The organism is Paenibacillus sp. Y916 (assembly GCF_056786435.1).
Genome location: NZ_JBXCJA010000008.1, coordinates 154,934 through 174,200, shown reverse-complemented (window position 1 = coordinate 174,200; position 19,267 = coordinate 154,934). Strand labels below are relative to the sequence as shown.

Sequence of the window (19,267 nt, the reverse complement as noted above, 5' to 3'; positions counted from 1 at the left end):
CCTACTCTTCACCAAGAAAATACATTAAGTTGACCGTTATCATTCCATCATCGTATTTTCCAGTACCCGACTTCATTATGCCAATCATCAAAGTGTTACCATCCGATTTGGCCATTATATTCTCGATAGCCGTATCAACTGCTGCATTGCCCATGCTTGCATCAATAATATTTGTGTATTCAGCCTGTTCGACATATTTTCTGTACTGATTATAATAATCTATTACCTTTCCTTCAATCTCGTAGTTCACGATATATTGCATTTGTTCGCCTATCTTACTCTCGATTACACTTAATTCCACACCTGAAGGAATGGGGATATCCACCGGGAAATCATCTGGGAGTTTCTGTTCAGTCGAAACTTTCTGCTGAAACTCTTCACCCTTTTCATCCGTTCCTGACAATACCATTCCTCCATCTTTGGCCACAATATCAATATTCCCACCATTACCATCAGCTGACTTCAGCGTTATACCGTCTTTATTGACCTTGAGCGATTTACCATCTCCCGTTGGTACCGATACACATCCAACGACTACTACAGTTATCACACTCAAAAGAAAAGCGGTTATCCATTTCTTCATACTATGTTCATCTCCCTTGAGTTTGGCCTATTTCAGTTGGTTTTCTACCAAATCTCCAACAATCGGCAATTTGAACCATTTCCCCTGATAAGCTTTCAACATTAAAACGATCCACAAAATCAGCGATAGAGGCGTTAACAAGATACTCACGAGAAACCCGAATAGTGGAATCGCGTTGATGACTATACTCACGACAAATATTGCTGCAAACGTAAAAATCGACTGTAATGCATGGAAACGTACAAATCGGTTTTCTTTTTCAATCAGCAAAAAAACAATTCCGGTAACAAACCCAAAGACATAGCATAATAACCCCGCCAAATTTTCATCCAAACCTGAATCTGTTTTCCCTTTCTCAGAATTCAAAGGTTCCGCTGGAGCATTCAATTCTTCTTTAAATACCGTCTGCTTATTTCCGTTTTTCTCTAAATCACTCATTGACTTATCCTCCCTCACTCATGTGTATTCCTCTTGTCTTAACTATTTACACCTAAGTATAAAGCCGTAAGGTTAAGTCTAGGTTAAAGTTGCAAACAAGCAGAAACGACTATGCCGAAAAATAAGACCTAACTGTCTTCATTCATGCATCAAATGATGCTCACTCTATTCATTTATACTCACTTTACAAATAAATATCCGAATCCTCGAACCGTTTGAATGTACCTAGGTTTAGAAGGTTCTTGTTCTAATTTACGCCTAAGTTTACTGATATGCACCTTCACGGTTTCAATATTTCCGGTCGATTCTAAGCCCCATACATGATCATATAATTGTTCAGCACTCCACACCTGATTAGGATGCTGAACGAACAGCATTAATAATTGCGTTTCTTTGACCGATAACTCTATTAGCTCCCCGTTCAACTTAACATGACAACGATTCAGATCAAATTCTAACTCACCATACTTTAGAATATCGCTAGACTGGTCAATGCCGGATCCAAACTGATCATAGCGACGCAGATTCACCTCAATGCGTGCTTTGAGTTCACTAAAATCAAATGGTTTCGTAATATAGTCATCGCCCCCCAGTTCAAAACACTTCAATTTGTCCGAAATTCCTCTTCTGCTGCTTAAATAAATAATAGGCAAAGTTAATTTAGATCTTACTTGCCTGCATAGTTCAAAACCATCCATCTTCGGCATTTCAATATCCAATAAAATAAGGTGAGGCTGTTTTTTTTCCATCATCCTTAGAGCTTCTTCTCCATTTCCAGCAGTCACAACAAGATACCCATTCTTCTCCAAATATAACTGGATGAGTTCCCTTATCCCGATCTCATCTTCAACGATAAGAATGAGTTTATTAGCCATTATTGCCTCCTTTCCAGATAGGGAGAGCTACATAGAAGGTACTTCCTTCGTTGATACGACTATCCGCCCATACTCTGCCTTGATGTTGCTGCACAATTTCTTTAGCAATAGCTAATCCCAGCCCCGTACCACTCGATGCTTTGTGAACGACTGAGGAATCTCCCCGATAGAAACGCTCAAACAAATAAGATAGTTCCTCTTGTTCAATCCCGCATCCATTATCCTTAACCATCACGATCACTTCATCATCATGAACTCGAAACTCAATGCCAATCTCACCTTCTTCGGTAGTCGTATACTTTACGGCATTCCAGACTAAATTGGAGAAGACCTGAGCTATACGATAAGTATCTATTCGGCAAAGATCATCATTCCATTGCGGTCGATCATGGTGAGACTTAACAACGAATTTCCTATTCCCATCGGTAACGTTCTGCTCACATTGATGCAGCAAGCTTTCAGCCCATTGCTCCAGGTTAACCACTTTAAAGTTCATATTCATTTGACCAGCCTCCAATTTAGACAAGTCGAATAAATCCTGCGTGAGCCGCTCCAATACCTTGACACGATCTGAAACCATATTTAAATAACGGGTGTCATCTGAAACAATGATTCCCTCTTGTACCGCCTGCACATAACCTTGAATTAATGTGATCGGTGTTCCTAACTCATGGGAAATATTTGCTAATAAGCGTCGACGTGTTTCTGTCATATCTACTAAGTTTTCATTCGCCACAGTCAAGTTTTGATTGGCTGTAGCAAGTTCATACGTCCGCTCCACTACTTTCTCCTCAAGTAATTGGTTCATCTCAACTAGTTCCAAGTTCAATTGACGAAGATGAATCAACGTTTCCACTCGCGAAACCAATTCTTTCCGATCACATGGCTTAGTCAAATAATCATTAGCACCCACTTCAAATGCTGTAACGATATCTTGTACCTGGTTTTTAGCGGTTAACATTAATATGGGGAGATCCGTAAGTGAATATTGCTCTCGCAAAGTGCGACATACCTCGTATCCAGACACTTTCGGCATCATAATATCCAAAATCAACAAATCAATAGGCTCATTCTGAACATAATCAATAACCGCACTGCCTTCTCCTACAGCAACGACTTCATACCCTTCGAGTGCTAACTGATTCGTCAACACTTGCAGATTAATCGGTTCGTCATCCGCGATCAGAATCTTCACATTTTTCTTCTCTTTAGCCGTGATAGCTGTCACCATTGTGTTTACTTCCTCATATCCTAACATCGCAGCTTGGACAGAGGTGGCGATGTCCGATTTAGCTATCGTTGCTTCATGACTCATTGGAAGAGTAAAGCTAAATATTGAACCACGGTCCGACTCTGAATTCACTTTAATTTCACCATCATGCAATTCCACTAGTTTTTTCGTAATATTCAGACCAATACCTGTGCCAGTTGTTTCCCTCGCCGCACTGGAGTCTACTTGGTGAAATGGTTCAAAGATGGTTTCAAGTTCATTTGTAGGGATACCTATACCCGTGTCTTCCACACTAACTTCGACCCTTCCTTCTTTCAATCTAGCAGAAACCACAACATAACCGCTTGGCGTATATTTAATCGCATTACCCACAAGATTATATAAAATTTGCTGCACCCGATTCTCATCAGCATGGACCGCTGGAATATCGTAATTTACTTGATTAAGTAATTCAACAGGCTTATCTTTCACCAAAGGTTTACAAATTGTAATGACAACATTTATGACATCCGCCAATTGAACAGGTACCAACTTTAATTTCAATTCATTATTTTTCAACTTTGAAATATCCAAAATATCATTAATTAAATTGGATAGACGTCTTCCACTCATAATAATCATAGACAAATGGGATTGCACATGAGCAGACACTTCACCTGCAGCCCCATCTCGTAGCGTCTCAGCAATTCCGATTATTCCATTCAGCGGTGTGCGCAGTTCATGTGAAGTATTGGTTAAAAACTCATCCTTTAGCTCATCTGTTCGTTTGAGACTTTCCAGTGAAAGCAACTGACTTTTTTGCGACTTTAGTACCGCTTCTTCTTTTTCCTCGCGCATCATATTAAAACGGTCGCCTAGAGCAAATGACAGTAATACCATCTCTAGCAACGTCGAACCCTGCCAAGCGTACTTCGTGAATAATGTAAGTGGTATGAAACCCATATCGACGAGCAAAGAAATAGTCACCCCGACTGTAAAGACGCTCCAAGCTATAAGAAAGAAGCGTGCAGAACGGTATCCCTTACGAAGTGAAATGTATCCTGTAAACAGAATTAGAACAATGGTGAGCAAGTTAAATAGTACTGCAATATATACAACGAGCATATTAAAGTAAACGGAAAATTCCGATACTGCTAAAAACTCTTGAAATCGAATGATCAAAACTACAATGTTAGCAATGATGATGATCTTCATCAATCGATCGATTCGTGACATATATTTTTTCACTTCTAAAAAACTTATAGCGAACAGTAATCCCCCGATATTACCTAAAAACATAAAATTACTCACCGAACGACCATTCCAAAGGACTAGATCTGGCCATATGAATTGATATGCTAATCCTGTATCCGCCAAATAAAGCAATGTATTGAACGTAACAAACAACACATAATATAAATAACTTCGATTCCTTATCGAAAAGTAAAGAAATAAATTATACATGCCCATAATGATCGATACGCCAAACATGGTGCCGAATAGAGCATATTCAATGATTGATTTTTCACTATGGGCAGAAGGAGTCCATAATGTTAGCGGAATTTGCTTGGAACTCCCAGTTCCTACCAGGAGGTATATCATCTGTTCTTCGTTGTAATCCATTGGAACTTGAAATACAAAATTTCGGTGACGAATATCTCTTTCCTCAAAAGGCACAGAATTTCCAGTCGTTACCTTTCGCCAATGACCATCTGCTCCATCAGGAAGATAAAGTTGCAGCCGGTTGGTTTTGGGAGCATCAAGTTCCAATAGCCAATCTTGCTTATTCGATTGATTATGCACTTGAAAGCGAATCCAATAATCTGAAACGGAATAACCTAGATTTGGCCGACCATTGCCTTCGTATTTTTTAAATTGTGTGGAGAGAGACCCCTTGCTCACATCTTCGATTGTCCATTCTTTCGATTTATCCTCTAATATTTCGATATAAGAATCCAAAACAACTTTTTCTGTCGATTCATCCAAAGTGATTATTTCCTGCTGCGAAGCAATTGCAATACCTTGGCCAATTAGGAACAGTGGGGTCACAATAAGAAAGAATAACATACAGATCCATCTTGATTTCTGTGAATACAAGGCGATCATCGTTCTCCCTCCTATCTAAACACATATAATAATTGGAACATCATATAGAAGATACAGCCCATTTGCATTAATTTCAAGATAATTATTGTACTCGCAGGTAATAGATCATTTTTAATATCCAGAAAAAATAATCGCTTCAGCTTCGGACGTTACCCATCCAAGATCTTTAGTATCCATGATTATCATACTAAAAACGCAGCTTATAGGCTTAACCATCACCTACAAGCTGCGTTCTTTACGTTATTACCCTTTTTCCCGATCTGTATTATTGACTTGGATATTTGCCCATCATTGGTTCGCCGATTACACTCAATACCCCGTTAGTTCTAACATAAAACTCTTTCACATTTTTAATGTCTACTTCCAAATCATAGTATTTTCCAAATTCGATATCTTTACCGTCCATTACCAGAAGCTGTCCATTACCATCCACTGCAATTACTTCGATAAACGGCGCTTTTTGCAATGCGCTTTCCTTTGAATCCTCGAGCCAAATTCTCGCTTTAAATACATCAAAGTTTTTACTGTTATCAACAATAATTGTTAGATAATAAGAATGCATAGTGTTATAGGCATAGCCATATTCAAAATCACTTTTAGGTCCTCGATTTAGAATTTTGGGCTCCGTGCTTTTCAATCGGTATGCTGTTGCTCCACTAGCGTCAACATACTCTGTAGTTACAGGAGTAAAGATCGTTCCAAGCTCGCCAATTATCTCCTCAGCAGCCTCTTCTCCGCCTAGATGGATCGTCTGTGTCTTTCCATTCCAGCCCACTTCAATTCCAGTTGCTTCAGCTACTGCTCTCAGTGGCAAATAGGTTCTACCATTGTAAGTAATCGGCAATAGCTTTTCTCCTGTGTTCTCATCAATTGCCTGAAAATTCTTTCCATTTAACAAGATCGTTAGTTCAGAATTCAAATATGCCGTAATTTTTGTTAATTGACTCGCCGCAAATACACTTCCAGTGGCACCGAATAAGAATACGACTGACAATAATACGATTAACTTTTTTTGATTAAACCATTGTTTCATTGTGATTTTCCCTCCTAGTACCTTCAATTTTTTATACATACCTATGCTACAAGTTCAAGGTTAATTCTAGGTAAAGAATTCGAACTATTTTTCAAGTAGTTTCAATATTCCCTTTGAATTTTCAATCACTTCTATATCACCCATGTCACCTGGTTCGCTCCAATTCAAAAAGTCTTCGAATTCCTTTCGTTCATCTGGATCCATCTGATTGATAAACTCATCTGATTGAATCATATCTCGCAAATTGATGGATTCTGTAAAAGGGATTTCCCTAAATCCGCTGACGGTGACAAGCCCGTTTGTTTTAGGAGCATGATAGGCGGACGATAGCGACTCCAATGTATTTACGATATCGGAAATCCGCCATACTTCATCCCTCTCTATTCATTATTAAAGTGCTCACAAGCCATCCAATTAACGACAGGACAAAGAGCCTTAAGAACCGATTGTCTTTTCCAGTTACTTCTTCTCCGAAAAGACAATCTCTACATAGCCTTGACCCTCGCCCCATTCACTGTGATCATCTCCAATACCAAATGTAAATGTACCGTGATAGGAAATCCCTGCGAACTCTACCGTCCCTATTTTAAATACTTCATTCAGTATAGTTTGGGTCTCATAGCCAAGCTCTTCGATTACTTCCTTATAGGCTAAAGCCTGTTCTCGCTCATCTCCATCGAAAGTAAAAACAGCCTCCCAGTGCATCCCTTCATCATACTCCCTAACCTCGAAGTCCTCCTCTTTCCAGCCAGCCGATACAGGAAAGGGATACGTGTCCAAATGATCAATGACTGGTGGTGTTTTATCGGATTCCTTGGACTTCGTCTTATTATTAACAATCGATGCATCACTGGTTTGCCCGACAACCACTTGCTGTAAATCCCCTTGCTTATTCTTACTGGATGAGTTTGGTTTTCCTCCGCAGCCATTTAATACTGCTATGATCAATATACACGCTAAAACCAAAAATGCTTTTCTCATATTCAATTTCCCCTTTCTACATTGACGTACATAAGGATAGTCTAACAAGGTTAAGTCTAGGTTAATTATATAGAGTAAATTCCCAATCCGACCTTTACCTACATTTAACCTTGTTCGTCTAGAATAGCTTTGTGCAACAAGTCCATTACTTCAAGCATGTAAACTAATAAAAAGGAGTGTGTATTAAACTTGAGAAACAGTATTTTTTTATTTCTATGCGTCTTATTACTATTTTCGAATCTTCCCGTTGTTCAAGCACAATCAACTTCCACCTATGTAGTTAAGCCGCAATATGAGATGGTACAAAATTATAGCGAGGGATTAGCTGCAGTATTTATGAAGGATCATTGGGGGTATATCGACAAAAAGGGAAATGAAGTGATTCCGCACAAATATGATTATGCTTTGCCGTTCCATGAGGGATTAGCCGCAGTCGCAAGCGGTGGTAGCTGGGGCTTTATTGATAAGATGGGGAAAATGATCATCGAGGCACAGTTTGATATCATTGATATTCAACCAGATGATGCCGGTGGATTTAGCGAAGGACTAGCTAGCGTATCCATTAATGATCGCTGGGGATTCATCGATAAATCAGGGAGTTTCGTCATTGAACCGCAATACGATTATGCCTTTTCTTTCAGCGAGGGACTCGCCGCAGTGTCACTAGATGATCAGTGGGGATTTATTAACAAGAAAGGCGACGTTGTCATCGAACTTATATATGAATTAGCCTCGCCATTCAGCGAAGGGGCAGCTGCAGTTTACCTTATGGAAGGCTGGGGATTTATTAACAAAGAAGGCGATGCCTTTACCGGTTTTGTGTATTCCTTACCCTCCACGTTTAAGGATGGTCTTGCCCCTGTAGACGAAGGCTTTATTAACCTTGATGGTATTCTGGCCATCGACTTTTCGAAAGTACATTATTACGATATGGCAGACTCTTTCCACGATGGAATCGCAGTTGTATATAAAATCATGCAAGGAGAATATTATTATGGGTTTATGGATCGACAAGGCAGGGAAATCATTGCCCCGCAATTCCCTTTTATAAGACAGGTACATTTTCATGAAGGAATGGGTGCTATTTATGAAAATGATCGCTGGGGGTTTATCGATCGAACTGGAAAAACGATTATTCCGCCACAATTCGAAGATATCTCAGACCAATTTAACGAAGGGCTCATTGGCGTTTTCATTGATGGTAAATGGGGCTTTATCGATGCAAGCTTCCATACTCCAGCAGCAACCGATGGGAAGATTTCTGGTTGGGCGGTAGAGGAAGTCGAGGCTGCTGAGAGATTAAATCTCATTCCTAAGGGGATGAACAACAGCTACACAACTCATATCAACCGCCAGGAATTTAGTGAATTAATTGTCAATCTGTATATTGTCCTTGCGGGATTATCGACCGAAGATTGGATGACACGAATCGGAGTAAATCTCTCAAACAACGTATTTGACGATACAGATCATCAGATGGTGCTTGCCGCGCATCATCTAGGCATCGTTAATGGCAAGGGTATCCGAACGTTTGATCCAAACGGTGAAATTACACGACAGGAGGCAGCCAATATGCTGCAACGGGCTGCGCTGAATCTAGGCGTCCGGACAGCTCCGAATTTAACTCCATACACGGATCAATCCTCTATAGCAACATGGGCGATAGATGGAGTCATGTTTGTCGCTGCGCTTCAAGATACAACCGTTGGAAAAGCGGTCATGAGCGGCGTGGCTGGCAACCGGTTTGATCCTGCGGGGAAATATACACGAGAGCAGGCATATATTACAATCAAGAGACTCTTTCATTTATTTTGAAAGATGTTCATCTCGTATATGAAATAAAAAACATGTTAGTAAAAAACAGATAGAAAATTAGAAAGACGCCTTTCGGTGTCCTTGGTCGAAGAGTTCATGTGAAGATTAGGAGAAAGGAACTGCCGAAAGAGCGAGTGTTTAAGGATCATGAAAAAAAGTTGCTAGCGTGGGTGAAAAGGTACTGTCTATGGGTTACATCCGCTCTTAAAGTCGTGTTCGTTGAATCATGTTCCTTGAATCATCTTTAGCGGATGGAAGAGTACTTTAAAGGAAGAACGCAAGCTTCTCTATCCATAGCCATTCCCTTCTCTCATGCTACTTCGTGAGACTTTCAACTTTTTCTAATAGATGTAATAAGGGCACTTAAATTCTTCATATTCCCGTGAATCCTCAATATAGAAAAAGGACCCCGTTAGGAGTCCTTAGTTAATCCACATTGAACTACCTTCGACCTCTTCTACTAATTTTACCCGAACCTATTCTTGTTTTCGGCTTACTAATCGATTTCTTATTCTTAGAAGAACCAAAAATACTAGATCCACTGCCACTATCGCTTCCCTTACTAATGCTTCCCCTACTTGGGGTGCTGCCTCGGTTGAATATAGTGTCGTCAGATCGTTTGCTACTAGATGAATTGCTAGTATTTCCACGTCGCGTGATGAGCCCTTTTTTCTCCACGGTGAGTGGAGGTGTCATTTTCTTATCACTGGTCGTTGGTTTAGAATAGCTTCCCTGATTCGGTTTGTATACGTCCTTACTAGAATATCCACGATAAGTACCACTTCGCCCTAATGAATCGAACATGTTACCTATAATACTTGCAGCGATGTATCCCTCAAGGAAGCTCGAGTCATAATTCTTCTGGACATATTCCTTTGAGTCAACTTCAATCAGCGTATCCTCAGAGTTATCTGGATCCTGTTGTAAATGGTACCATTCATCATTATAAACAAGGAACATTCGCTCCGAATCTTCTGCCGAAATCTGATCCGGCTGACGATCCTCAGATAGTTCAGCAGCAACGTCAGGTACACTCTGACCTTCTGCCCGATATACATAAGATGTGGCATTGCCATCTTTATTTACGGATTCAAGCGGATACGACTTCATCGTTGTCCCTAAATCGCCCCAGCCACCCGCACCACAACCGCTCAATAGAGATACTAATAAACCAAGAACGATCAAACACTTTATTGAAAGAACTGAATGTTTCTTCACTTGATCCACTCCTAGCTTGCCCGAATGATCTTTACATCTGCCGGTATCACACTTTCGCCTTCATACATCATGAAGCGTCCATTTTGCCATTCAATCCGCAGCAGTTGATTATCATCAGATTGATATTGCCACACATGTTGCTCCCCACCTTGCATGAATGGTGCTTTCCCAGTTACAAGTACATTCCCGTCGTACTCCTCCTCCAAATGATAGGCTACATCATCCAAATCGACGATGCTCGGAACCTCATTTGGATTGTCCAACCTTCCATCAATCGGCTTATACAACGCATACTGGATATTTTCCCGTTCCTCAATATGAAAATAAGCGATATCCTGACCATCTTGCAACGTAAGTACAACCGCGTTCCGACTACGATTATGGACTCTTCCCACCACTTCGTACGTAACTAGCGATACTTCACATATATCACCTGGTGCAAGCCCCAACACATTCTTCTCTCGTATTGGCGGTTCCGGCTTAGCAAATAGATTCCCTACTCTTTTCCAAATACTCATATTCTGCGACCCCTTATCGACGTTAGTTCAACTTACAGACAAGCTGTAATGATTAGAGCTCCTACAATATGCAATGATCCAGCAAATAGTCCATAACCTAATTTACCTTGTTGTGTTCCTAGATCAAGATCCAGCTTAGCCCATCCTCTAAGTAATATACGGACAATACTTTCCAGAATGAGTAGTACAACAAAGGATATAATTGAAACAACGATCGCTTCAAGTAATACATTGGAGGTAGATATAGATACGGAAAGAATGTAACCCTGTGCGACAAGCTTCAGAATCATCCGGGTCGTTACCGCCATATTTCCCGCTTTAACTTCTTCAAAATCCTTATACTTTGTAAATAATGAGTCCACATATAGCAGAATGAACAGTAATACCGAACCTACACCTGTCCAGACCAACACTCTTAATACATATTCAAAATCCATGACCTCTTCAACCCCATTCGGCAATAAATTTCACATTATTCTCATATCAAAACGAAGGAGTTATGATCACATATTAGCTCCTTCGCCTGTCATATTACATATGTTAACTATTTATACTTATTACTGATGACTTTTTGAACTTCTTCTACTATTCTTGTTTCCCGAATTGTTTCATAAGTGCTGCAAGTTCATCTTCAACCGCTTGGTCTTTATTTAAACTTGCAAACTCATCGTCCAAAGATTTCTCGCTAGAAGTCATTTCGTTACTTGCTTCAGCTTGCGCTTCCATGTGTAACATCTTATCTTCCATACGTTTGAGTCCACTTGCCGCAGAATCCGTACTGAAGCCTGTCATAGCCTTGTTAATCTCCGTTTGTGCCTTGGCAGCATTGTAACGCGCTACTAATGTTTCTCGTTTATTCTTCATTAACGTTAATTGCTTACGCATTTCTTCAAGCTTGCTACGTAGATTATCAGCAGATGCTTTATTCTGATCATAGTTCACTTTATATTCATTCTTCTTCAACTCCGCTGCATTCTTCTCTTCCAAAGCGCGACGGGCAAGATCAATATTCTGCGCTTGTGCAGCTGTCTGAGCTTGTAGTGTACGTTTATTCACTAACGCCTCTTGTTCTTCATAGAGTTGTTTGAATTTCTTCTCGATAGCAATTTGTGCTGCTACAGCTTTCTCAGCATCTTCAAGATCTTCATGCATATCTCTAATATACTGATCCGTCATTTTGATAGGGTCTTCCGCTTTATCGATCAAGCTGTTAATATTGGACATCGTTACATCACGTAATCTTTTGAACATGGACATAAAATTCATTCCTCCCAGGAGTATGTTTTTTCTTCATACTAAGGTGTACGTGATAAAGACATAGAACGTTTCATTTTGTTCAAATAATTATCCATTCTTTCATTCACGATGGCTACGATCGACTGAATCTCTACTTTCGTAAGTTGATCATAATGTATACCTGCGGCCACGGTGACTGTCTTATCTAGCACTTCTGCAGCTTTACGCGCCAGATCCTCACTAATTGTATACTCTTTATGTCCTGGTATACTTGACGTTTGTACCTCAATCCCATCGGAAGTTCGATAAGCCGTGGATACAGCGCCAATGTGAGCAGCCCCACCTGTGATGATCAGCATCATATCCCGTCCCACTGGAACTTCAATGATTTGGATGTCATCTGGATTAAACTCAATCATATACATCCGCCTTTCGAAAGAAATATGAATCTATTATCTATTCTATAAGATTCCGCGGATTTCGTCCAAAGACTTAATATTCTCTTCCAGCATAAATTGCTCCAAACCCTCAACCAAATCCTGACCTGCACGCAAGTTCATGAAGTTATACGTACCCACCTGCACCACAGCAGCCCCTGCCATAATAAATTCAATGATGTCCGTCGCAGACACAATGCCACCCATTCCCATAATAGGTATCTTCACATGCTGTGCGACTTGGTGTACCATACGTAATGCAATTGGTTTAATCGCAGGACCAGACAGCCCAGCATAAGAGTTACGAAAAACACTTGAACGACGACGCACATCAATCTTCATCCCGGAAATCGTATTAATGAGAGATAGGGCATCTGCCCCTTCGTTCTCACACATCAGAGCCATTTCCACCAAATTCTCCGCACCTGGAGACAACTTGACCGTCAATGGTAAGCTAGTTGCCCGCCTTACTTGTCGAACGACTTCCTGCGCTGCCACCGTCTTTACTCCATAGGCTATTCCGCCTTCTTTTACATTAGGACATGAAATATTCAATTCAATCATATCTACGGCTACTCGACCTAGCGCTTGTCTTCTATTGTGATCTTCTTGGATCAGAATGGCACCCTGTATGTAGTCATCTAAACAATTACCGCCTAGATTAGCAATTCTGACGGTATCCAGTGTCTCCCAATAGGCGCATTCATGCTCTAGGAAATAGGGTACGCCTGGATTCTCAAGCCCAACACTATTTAACATCCCTGAGGGCGTCTCAAATACACGAAGCCCTTCATTACCCGCTTTAGGATGTAATGTGAGACCTTTCCCACTAATGCCACCGATCTTAGATAGATCATATAACTTACCGTACTCTCTGCCGAATCCGAAAGTTCCTGAAGCCATCACAATTGGATTTTTAAAAGGAATTCCAGCAACTTCACATGTTAAATTAATCATGTAGACATACCTCCTCTGCAGCAAACACAGGTCCATCTGTACATGCCTTTTTACGGCCATCTTTGCACGACACACTACACACTAGACATGCCCCAATGCCACATGCCATTCGGTTCTCTAGTGAAATATAGACATCTGCTGAACATTGTGATTGCTGTTGTTTCGACTGAACAGCTTTCATCATGCCATGCGGCCCACACGATAGTATCGCATCATATTGATGGAAATCGATGTCTTCAACAATGTATCCGCCAACATTTGTATACAATTTTCCTGCTACAGTATTAAAGTGATCTAATAAGTATGACTCTTTGCTAAAACCGAGATAGATGTCCGCATTCGGGATCTGTTGTGCACAATAATAGAGCGGTGCGATTCCAATCCCACCACCAACAAGTGCGACTCTCCCTTTTACCTCGGGAAACCCATTACCATAAGGCCCTTCAAGAGATAAAGAATCTCCCGGTCGAAGTCCAGCAAGTAGTGCCGTTCCCTCCCCGACCACCTGATACAGGAATTCTATCCCTCCATCCGTTCTATTAAATATACTAATCGGTCGAGAGAGTAACGGATAATTCCCCCATGCTCGCAACATATAAAATTGACCCATCTTACCTTCATAATGCCCCTCTACGTTCATCAGATACACTTGTTCAGATACCTGTTCATTGGTTATCACTTTCCCCATCCACAAACGCCTCCTATGTACCAAAATCCATTCATAATTAATACTACATTATAATTAAGTGACTTTTTTCACTAACTTCTCTAAGAATAATATTAACACATTCAGGACATAACAACATAGTTGAATTCCTCACATATTAAATAGTTCGGAGGTTGTACATATGTTCAGAAAAATTACTTTAATCATTTTGTTCTTTCTTGTCATAGCCGGAAGGCTCTCTATCATTTCACCACATGATATTCAGGCAGCGTTATCTTCCACAGAAAGTGCAATAGCAAGCTCAAGCCCCATGTCGGAACCTGTAGTTCATTCACAGAATGATCATTCTTCTTCGAAAAATTCAAAAGAACAACAGCAAAAGAATTCTTCAGCTACATTATCTGAACTATATCGGAAATTTCCTGAAACGATGAAAACTAGAGGCCCGAGGGAAAAAAGACTCGCTCTTACCTTCGATGATGTTCCAGATCCTCGATTCACACCCGTTGTGCTAGATATATTAGCTAAATATCATGTAAAGGCTACTTTTTTTGTTGTTGGCAAACGCGCAAAAGATCATCCTGACATTGTAAGAAGAATTCAGCGTGAGGGGCATGCCATAGGTAACCATTCCTATGATCATCCCCAATTCACCAAGATCTCCTTGGAACATTTTCAAAGTCAGATTAACACAACCGAGCAAATTCTTAACGAATTAATTCACTATAAGCCAAGGCTGATCCGTCCTCCTTATGGGGAAATTACTGAAGAGCAACTGAAATGGGCTAAGAAGCAAGGCTATAAAATTATTAACTGGAATGTAGATTCTCTAGATTGGAAAGGAATTGGTAAAGACGAAGTGAAGAAGAATATTCTGTCCCAGGTCGGACCGGGTTCCATCATTCTCCAACATGCAGGCGGGGGCATCGGATCAGATCTAACAGGAACGATAGAAGCCCTTCCTGAAATTATTTTGAACCTGCGAAAGAAAGGATACTCCTTCGTAACCGTTCCCGAATTACTTCAGATAAGTGTCGAGAAGATTCCGGTCCCTAAATAACGATAAAGAAGGGTAGTTCCATAAGCCATTATCATTGGCCTATAGGACTACCCTTTAAGAGGTTGTTCAAAAAGTCATCTTTTGAACACGCACTTTACGATTCTATTCCCTATTTCACTTAGTTTATGAAATACAACTCAATCTGTTGATATCCAAATACTCTTACACTTTGTTGGCTTCCCGGAATGAATATATCTATTCGATTGCCCTTTATTGCCGAGCCTGCATCCGTTGCCGTTGCAACAAATGCATCCTTGGGAAGACCATCATGACTATGTCCAGTCACTAATACTTTTGTCCCCATTGGTATAACCTTGGGGTCTACAGCGATGGTGCCTAGTTTGAGTGGATTACCGAAGTAATCAACGGCTCCCCATTTACCATTCTCACTAGCAGCAGCAGAATAGGCTGACGCTTTGACATTTAAAGTTTTGCTATAATTAAATGTTTTTCCCCATGCTTTCACCACTTTTTGATCTTCTGTGACATTTAGAATCGAAGCAGTTGAATTTACAGATGTAGCTGACACTGTCTTCTTAGCCGTTGGTATCGTTAATTTTATTCCTGGATAGATATTGTTTTCTTTCGTATTGGCATTGGCATTGATCAATTCTTTCAGATCCACACCATACTGTTGGGATAGTTTGAAGTACGTATCGCCCTTTTTCGTTACATGAACAGCTTCTGCATGAACAGGTGCACCCTGTACCACCATAGCAATTCCTATTACTGCTGCAAACATTTTAATTGTTTTAAATTTAATATTCATTGTGTTTGTGCTCCTCCTTGTATGAAAGCCTGCAAAGTTTCGGCTCAACTAATATATCACAACTTTGTAACCTTTAAATATGTAATGTTTCCCAAGTGACACTATGAACATGATTATGACGCCTTTTATCGTAAAAAAACACGGAGGTAACAATGACTTTTTCGTCATCTTTTCCTCCGTGCTGCTCTATATATCAATTCGTTTTTTTAGGCTATTTCATTGCTACAACACTTTACTAAGGAATTCTTTCGTACGAATATTCTTCGGGTTATTAAATACCTCTTCAGGTGAACCCTCTTCCATAATACGACCTTCATCTATGAATAGAATACGATCACCCACCTCACGGGCAAACCCCATTTCATGCGTAACGATGACCATCGTCATGCCTTGCACAGCCAATTTCTTCATAACTTCCAGCACCTCTCCTACCATTTCAGGATCGAGCGCTGAAGTAGGCTCATCGAATAACATAACATGTGGCTGCATCGCTAACGCACGAGCAATAGCAACACGTTGCTTCTGTCCTCCCGATAATTGATTCGGATAGACATCCTTTTTATCAGATAGTCCTACAGTTTGCAATAGATTATTCGCGATGTAATCCGCTTCTTTTGCCGACTTCATCTGAACGGTAAGTGGAGCTAACATAATGTTCTGACCGACGGTTTTATGAGGAAACAGATTGAAGTTTTGGAACACCATCCCCATTTTCTCACGTGTAGCATTGATGTCATGATTGGAAGATGTTATCGATTTACCTTGAAATAATATTTCTCCAGAGGTTGGCTGTTCAAGCAGGTTGAGACAACGTAGAAATGTACTCTTGCCTGAACCCGAAGGACCAATCACTACGACAACCTCACCCTTAGATATCTCTACATCAATTCCTTTAAGAATGTCTAATTCCCCGTATGATTTATGAAGATCTTTAACGATGATCACTAGCACTCAACCTCCTTTCTACAACTCCCAGTACCTTGGACAATGCAAACGTCATACAGAAATAAATAACCGCTGCAATAATAAATGGACTTAGTCCTTGATACGTAATATTCTTCACAACACCAGCCTGATACATAATATCAGCCATTCCGATGATGGAGATAATCGACGATTCTTTAATAATCGTAATAAATTCATTACCAATTGCCGGTAGAACAGCCTTAAATGCTTGCGGTAATATAATATGGCGCATCGCTGTGCTTCTTTTCATCCCTAACGAGCGTGCTGCCTCCATTTGTCCACGGTCTACGCCCTGAATACCTGCTCTGAATATTTCCGCAAGATATGCTGAACTATTAATCGATAACGTTATAATACCGGATTGCAGTGGCGAGAAATTAACACCAAATGTTAAGGCTATGCCGTAATGAATAATCATAAGCTGTACAAGCATTGGTGTGCCTCGTAACACTTCAACATAAGCTGAACCTAGCCACTTCAACAACCCTATATTTGTCATACGTAGTAACGAGATGAACAGACCGATAATGAAGCCAAATAATACACCTAGTGCTGACAGCAAGAGCGTATATCCGATCCCTTGTACATAATAACTTCTGTATTTCCAAGCAATATTAAATATATTCCCTGATACCTGCTTATCAGCCGCTAGAAGACTCGCTTCTTTAACCAATCGATCGATATCACCATTACTCTTCAATCGCTCCAATGTCTCATTGATCGATTGCAGTAGCTCAACATTACCTTTCTGAATTCCAATGGCTGCCAAGGAATCAGCATTTTCTGGCACAGCAGCAGCAAGAACAATCTCCGAATCAAAATACGCCTGAGCGACTGTATCTTCCATAATGATGGCGTTGATTCGTTTCGTCCGTAACTGTAAAATAAGATCCGGTATTTTTTCCAATGAAGTCAGATGAGCATTAGGAATATCCATTCCGATTTCTTCTTGAATCGAACCTTTTTGCACCCCTATCTTCTCATTCTCAAGTTCTTTCATCGTCGGGAATCGCTCTTGATCTTCCGCTCTCACCACGACAACTTGTTGTGCCAAATAATAATCATTCGAGAAGTCAATACTTTGACGACGTTCTTCCGAAGGCGTTAAACCCGAAATAACAAAATCCACTCTCCCACTTTGCAACGCAGATAGTAGACTATCAAAGCCCATGTCTTCAATGACAAGTTCAGCCCCAAGATCTTTAGCGATTTCCTTCGCAATTTCGATATCGAAACCAACAATTTGGTCTTTTCCGTCTATCGTCTTATGAAATTCATAAGGTGGAAACTCGGCACTTGTTCCAAGAACTAGTTTTTTGGTGGTCTTCGTAGTTTCTTGTTCTGCACTTACGATTTCTGTCGTCTGCAAACCCATAACTAACAGGATGATAGCACTGAGTAGAATCGCAATGATTCGATTAAATTTCTTCAACTTCCTGTCCTCTCCTTACCATTAATAAATATGACAGATCGTTAATCCGTCACAATAAAGTATTTTACAACTGAACAATCATAAGTGAAAATGTATTATTATGCAATGACATTCATTAAATCGTTAAAATAATAACTAAGCTAAATACTGTTACTAGTGCTTGGCAAACATTAGTCTAGGATGTCGCTACGTTGACGGATTATCCTTACGATCGCTGTTACCCTCCGATTTCTTGATTTTATACCGCTTAGCGGTTGAAATCCGATGGCAAAGCATATGCTTCCGAAGTAGCTTTCCTGCGGAAAGCTTGTAGGCGAACGCTATCGCTTCTTCAGGACAATTCCGTCACCTGCGCTGCTTCATACTTCCTACTCCATCCAACCTATTCTCTCTTATTATGGCTCAAGATTATTCAACCAAATAGGGCGATTCCAATTGAACAGTCAAGCTCTGACTTTTAGGTTAAGCCGATAAATAATCACTTTGATAATGGTTTAATACTTGCTTAGTAATAACAAAAGTCACTCTGAAGAGGAGTGACTTTTGTTATTAAAATTACATATGTAATGATTTTTCTAATCCATTCGCATTTGGAGTAGCTATTCTTTTTTCCCACATTTATCCTCAAATAATTCTCTATGTTCAGCCTCATACCAACCTCTAAAACAATCTGTATTATCATCAAGTCTTCTACATCGGCATTTGTTACGTCAACCAGCACCTCCAAGTATTGATATACTTGATTATAGCTATGCCCATTTATTACATTTAATATCTTGAAATTTACGGATATTGAAGTAACCCATTATTAATAGCTTATTTGTACCAAAATCATCTTGCAAAATGTACGAAATGCGCTTCACCCATGGTATGAGGCAGTAGATGAAACCTCAGAATAGAACAAAAGAAGGGATTTGGCATGAAGCGAAAAGCTTGCGGTCCGCCTTTAAATCCGCATTCCCTTCC

General features: G+C 40.2%; 19 protein-coding genes. 2 read left to right on the top strand and 17 right to left on the bottom strand.

All coding sequences use genetic code 11. The features are described from left to right. Position 1: 1 nt before the first annotated feature. From AC1TO9_RS17345 to AC1TO9_RS17315, 7 genes are all read right to left on the bottom strand, one after another. The gene (locus AC1TO9_RS17345; protein ID WP_482059967.1) at positions 2 to 583 is read right to left on the bottom strand and encodes a hypothetical protein; all 582 of its coding nucleotides are present in this window, start codon (positions 581 to 583) and stop codon (positions 2 to 4) included. Between the two features lie 27 nt (positions 584 to 610). Beyond that, entirely contained in the window at positions 611 to 1,021 is a 411-nt protein-coding gene (locus AC1TO9_RS17340; protein ID WP_482059966.1) for a DUF4870 domain-containing protein, read from the bottom strand. A 179-nt stretch (positions 1,022 to 1,200) separates the two neighbouring features. Beyond that, complete coding sequence (locus AC1TO9_RS17335) at positions 1,201 to 1,896, bottom strand: response regulator transcription factor (RefSeq protein WP_482059965.1); 696 nt, start codon at positions 1,894 to 1,896, stop codon at positions 1,201 to 1,203. Next, positions 1,889 to 5,212 carry an ATP-binding protein gene (locus AC1TO9_RS17330; protein WP_482059964.1) on the bottom strand — a complete coding sequence of 1,108 codons (3,324 nt, stop codon included), beginning with the start codon at positions 5,210 to 5,212 and terminating at the stop codon, positions 1,889 to 1,891. Before AC1TO9_RS17330 ends, AC1TO9_RS17335 begins: the two co-directional genes overlap by 8 nt. 265 nt (positions 5,213 to 5,477) lie before the next feature. After that, positions 5,478 to 6,245 (bottom strand): stalk domain-containing protein, encoded by a 768-nt coding sequence (locus AC1TO9_RS17325; protein WP_482059963.1) that lies wholly within the window; start codon positions 6,243 to 6,245, stop codon positions 5,478 to 5,480. An 84-nt stretch (positions 6,246 to 6,329) separates the two neighbouring features. Next, positions 6,330 to 6,584: a hypothetical protein gene (locus AC1TO9_RS17320; protein WP_482059962.1), complete on the bottom strand. Its 255-nt coding sequence runs from the start codon at positions 6,582 to 6,584 to the stop codon at positions 6,330 to 6,332. Between the two features lie 120 nt (positions 6,585 to 6,704). Beyond that, entirely contained in the window at positions 6,705 to 7,226 is a 522-nt protein-coding gene (locus AC1TO9_RS17315) for a hypothetical protein (protein ID WP_482059961.1), read from the bottom strand. Positions 7,227 to 7,415: 189 nt separating this feature from the next. Here AC1TO9_RS17315 and AC1TO9_RS17310 point away from each other — a divergent pair, with 189 nt between their 5' ends. Next, on the top strand, positions 7,416 to 9,041 hold the full coding sequence (locus AC1TO9_RS17310) for a WG repeat-containing protein (protein WP_482059960.1): 1,626 nt from the start codon (positions 7,416 to 7,418) through the stop codon (positions 9,039 to 9,041). A gap of 441 nt (positions 9,042 to 9,482) precedes the next feature. On the opposite strand, the gene AC1TO9_RS17305 is transcribed toward AC1TO9_RS17310, so the two are convergent. From AC1TO9_RS17305 to AC1TO9_RS17275, 7 genes are all read right to left on the bottom strand, one after another. Then, positions 9,483 to 10,259 (bottom strand): DUF4247 domain-containing protein, encoded by a 777-nt coding sequence (locus tag AC1TO9_RS17305; protein ID WP_482057106.1) that lies wholly within the window; start codon positions 10,257 to 10,259, stop codon positions 9,483 to 9,485. A gap of 11 nt (positions 10,260 to 10,270) precedes the next feature. After that, the gene (locus AC1TO9_RS17300; protein ID WP_482057107.1) at positions 10,271 to 10,777 is read right to left on the bottom strand and encodes a DUF4178 domain-containing protein; all 507 of its coding nucleotides are present in this window, start codon (positions 10,775 to 10,777) and stop codon (positions 10,271 to 10,273) included. A gap of 32 nt (positions 10,778 to 10,809) precedes the next feature. Then, entirely contained in the window at positions 10,810 to 11,214 is a 405-nt protein-coding gene (locus AC1TO9_RS17295; protein ID WP_482057108.1) for a DUF350 domain-containing protein, read from the bottom strand. 148 nt (positions 11,215 to 11,362) lie between these two features. Continuing rightward, positions 11,363 to 12,034, bottom strand: coding sequence for a PspA/IM30 family protein (locus AC1TO9_RS17290; protein WP_482059959.1), 672 nt, complete (start codon positions 12,032 to 12,034; stop codon positions 11,363 to 11,365). 38 nt (positions 12,035 to 12,072) lie between these two features. Continuing rightward, complete coding sequence (lpdD, locus tag AC1TO9_RS17285) at positions 12,073 to 12,432, bottom strand: prenylated flavin chaperone LpdD (RefSeq protein ID WP_482059958.1); 360 nt, start codon at positions 12,430 to 12,432, stop codon at positions 12,073 to 12,075. 42 nt (positions 12,433 to 12,474) lie between these two features. Beyond that, entirely contained in the window at positions 12,475 to 13,407 is a 933-nt protein-coding gene (locus AC1TO9_RS17280) for a dihydroorotate dehydrogenase (protein WP_482057111.1), read from the bottom strand. Continuing rightward, entirely contained in the window at positions 13,400 to 14,095 is a 696-nt protein-coding gene (locus AC1TO9_RS17275) for a dihydroorotate dehydrogenase electron transfer subunit (RefSeq protein WP_482057112.1), read from the bottom strand. Before AC1TO9_RS17275 ends, AC1TO9_RS17280 begins: the two co-directional genes overlap by 8 nt. A gap of 160 nt (positions 14,096 to 14,255) precedes the next feature. Between AC1TO9_RS17275 and AC1TO9_RS17270 the strand changes: the two genes are divergently transcribed. Next, entirely contained in the window at positions 14,256 to 15,134 is an 879-nt protein-coding gene (locus AC1TO9_RS17270; protein WP_482059957.1) for a polysaccharide deacetylase family protein, read from the top strand. 118 nt (positions 15,135 to 15,252) lie between these two features. On the opposite strand, the gene AC1TO9_RS17265 is transcribed toward AC1TO9_RS17270, so the two are convergent. From AC1TO9_RS17265 to AC1TO9_RS17255, 3 genes are all read right to left on the bottom strand, one after another. Further along, entirely contained in the window at positions 15,253 to 15,903 is a 651-nt protein-coding gene (locus AC1TO9_RS17265) for a 3D domain-containing protein (RefSeq protein ID WP_482059956.1), read from the bottom strand. 222 nt (positions 15,904 to 16,125) lie between these two features. Then, a complete protein-coding gene (locus tag AC1TO9_RS17260; protein ID WP_482057115.1) occupies positions 16,126 to 16,848 on the bottom strand; it encodes an amino acid ABC transporter ATP-binding protein in 723 nt (240 codons plus the stop codon). Next, a complete protein-coding gene (locus AC1TO9_RS17255) occupies positions 16,835 to 18,301 on the bottom strand; it encodes an ABC transporter substrate-binding protein/permease (protein WP_482059955.1) in 1,467 nt (488 codons plus the stop codon). Before AC1TO9_RS17255 ends, AC1TO9_RS17260 begins: the two co-directional genes overlap by 14 nt. Positions 18,302 to 19,267 lie beyond the last annotated feature (966 nt).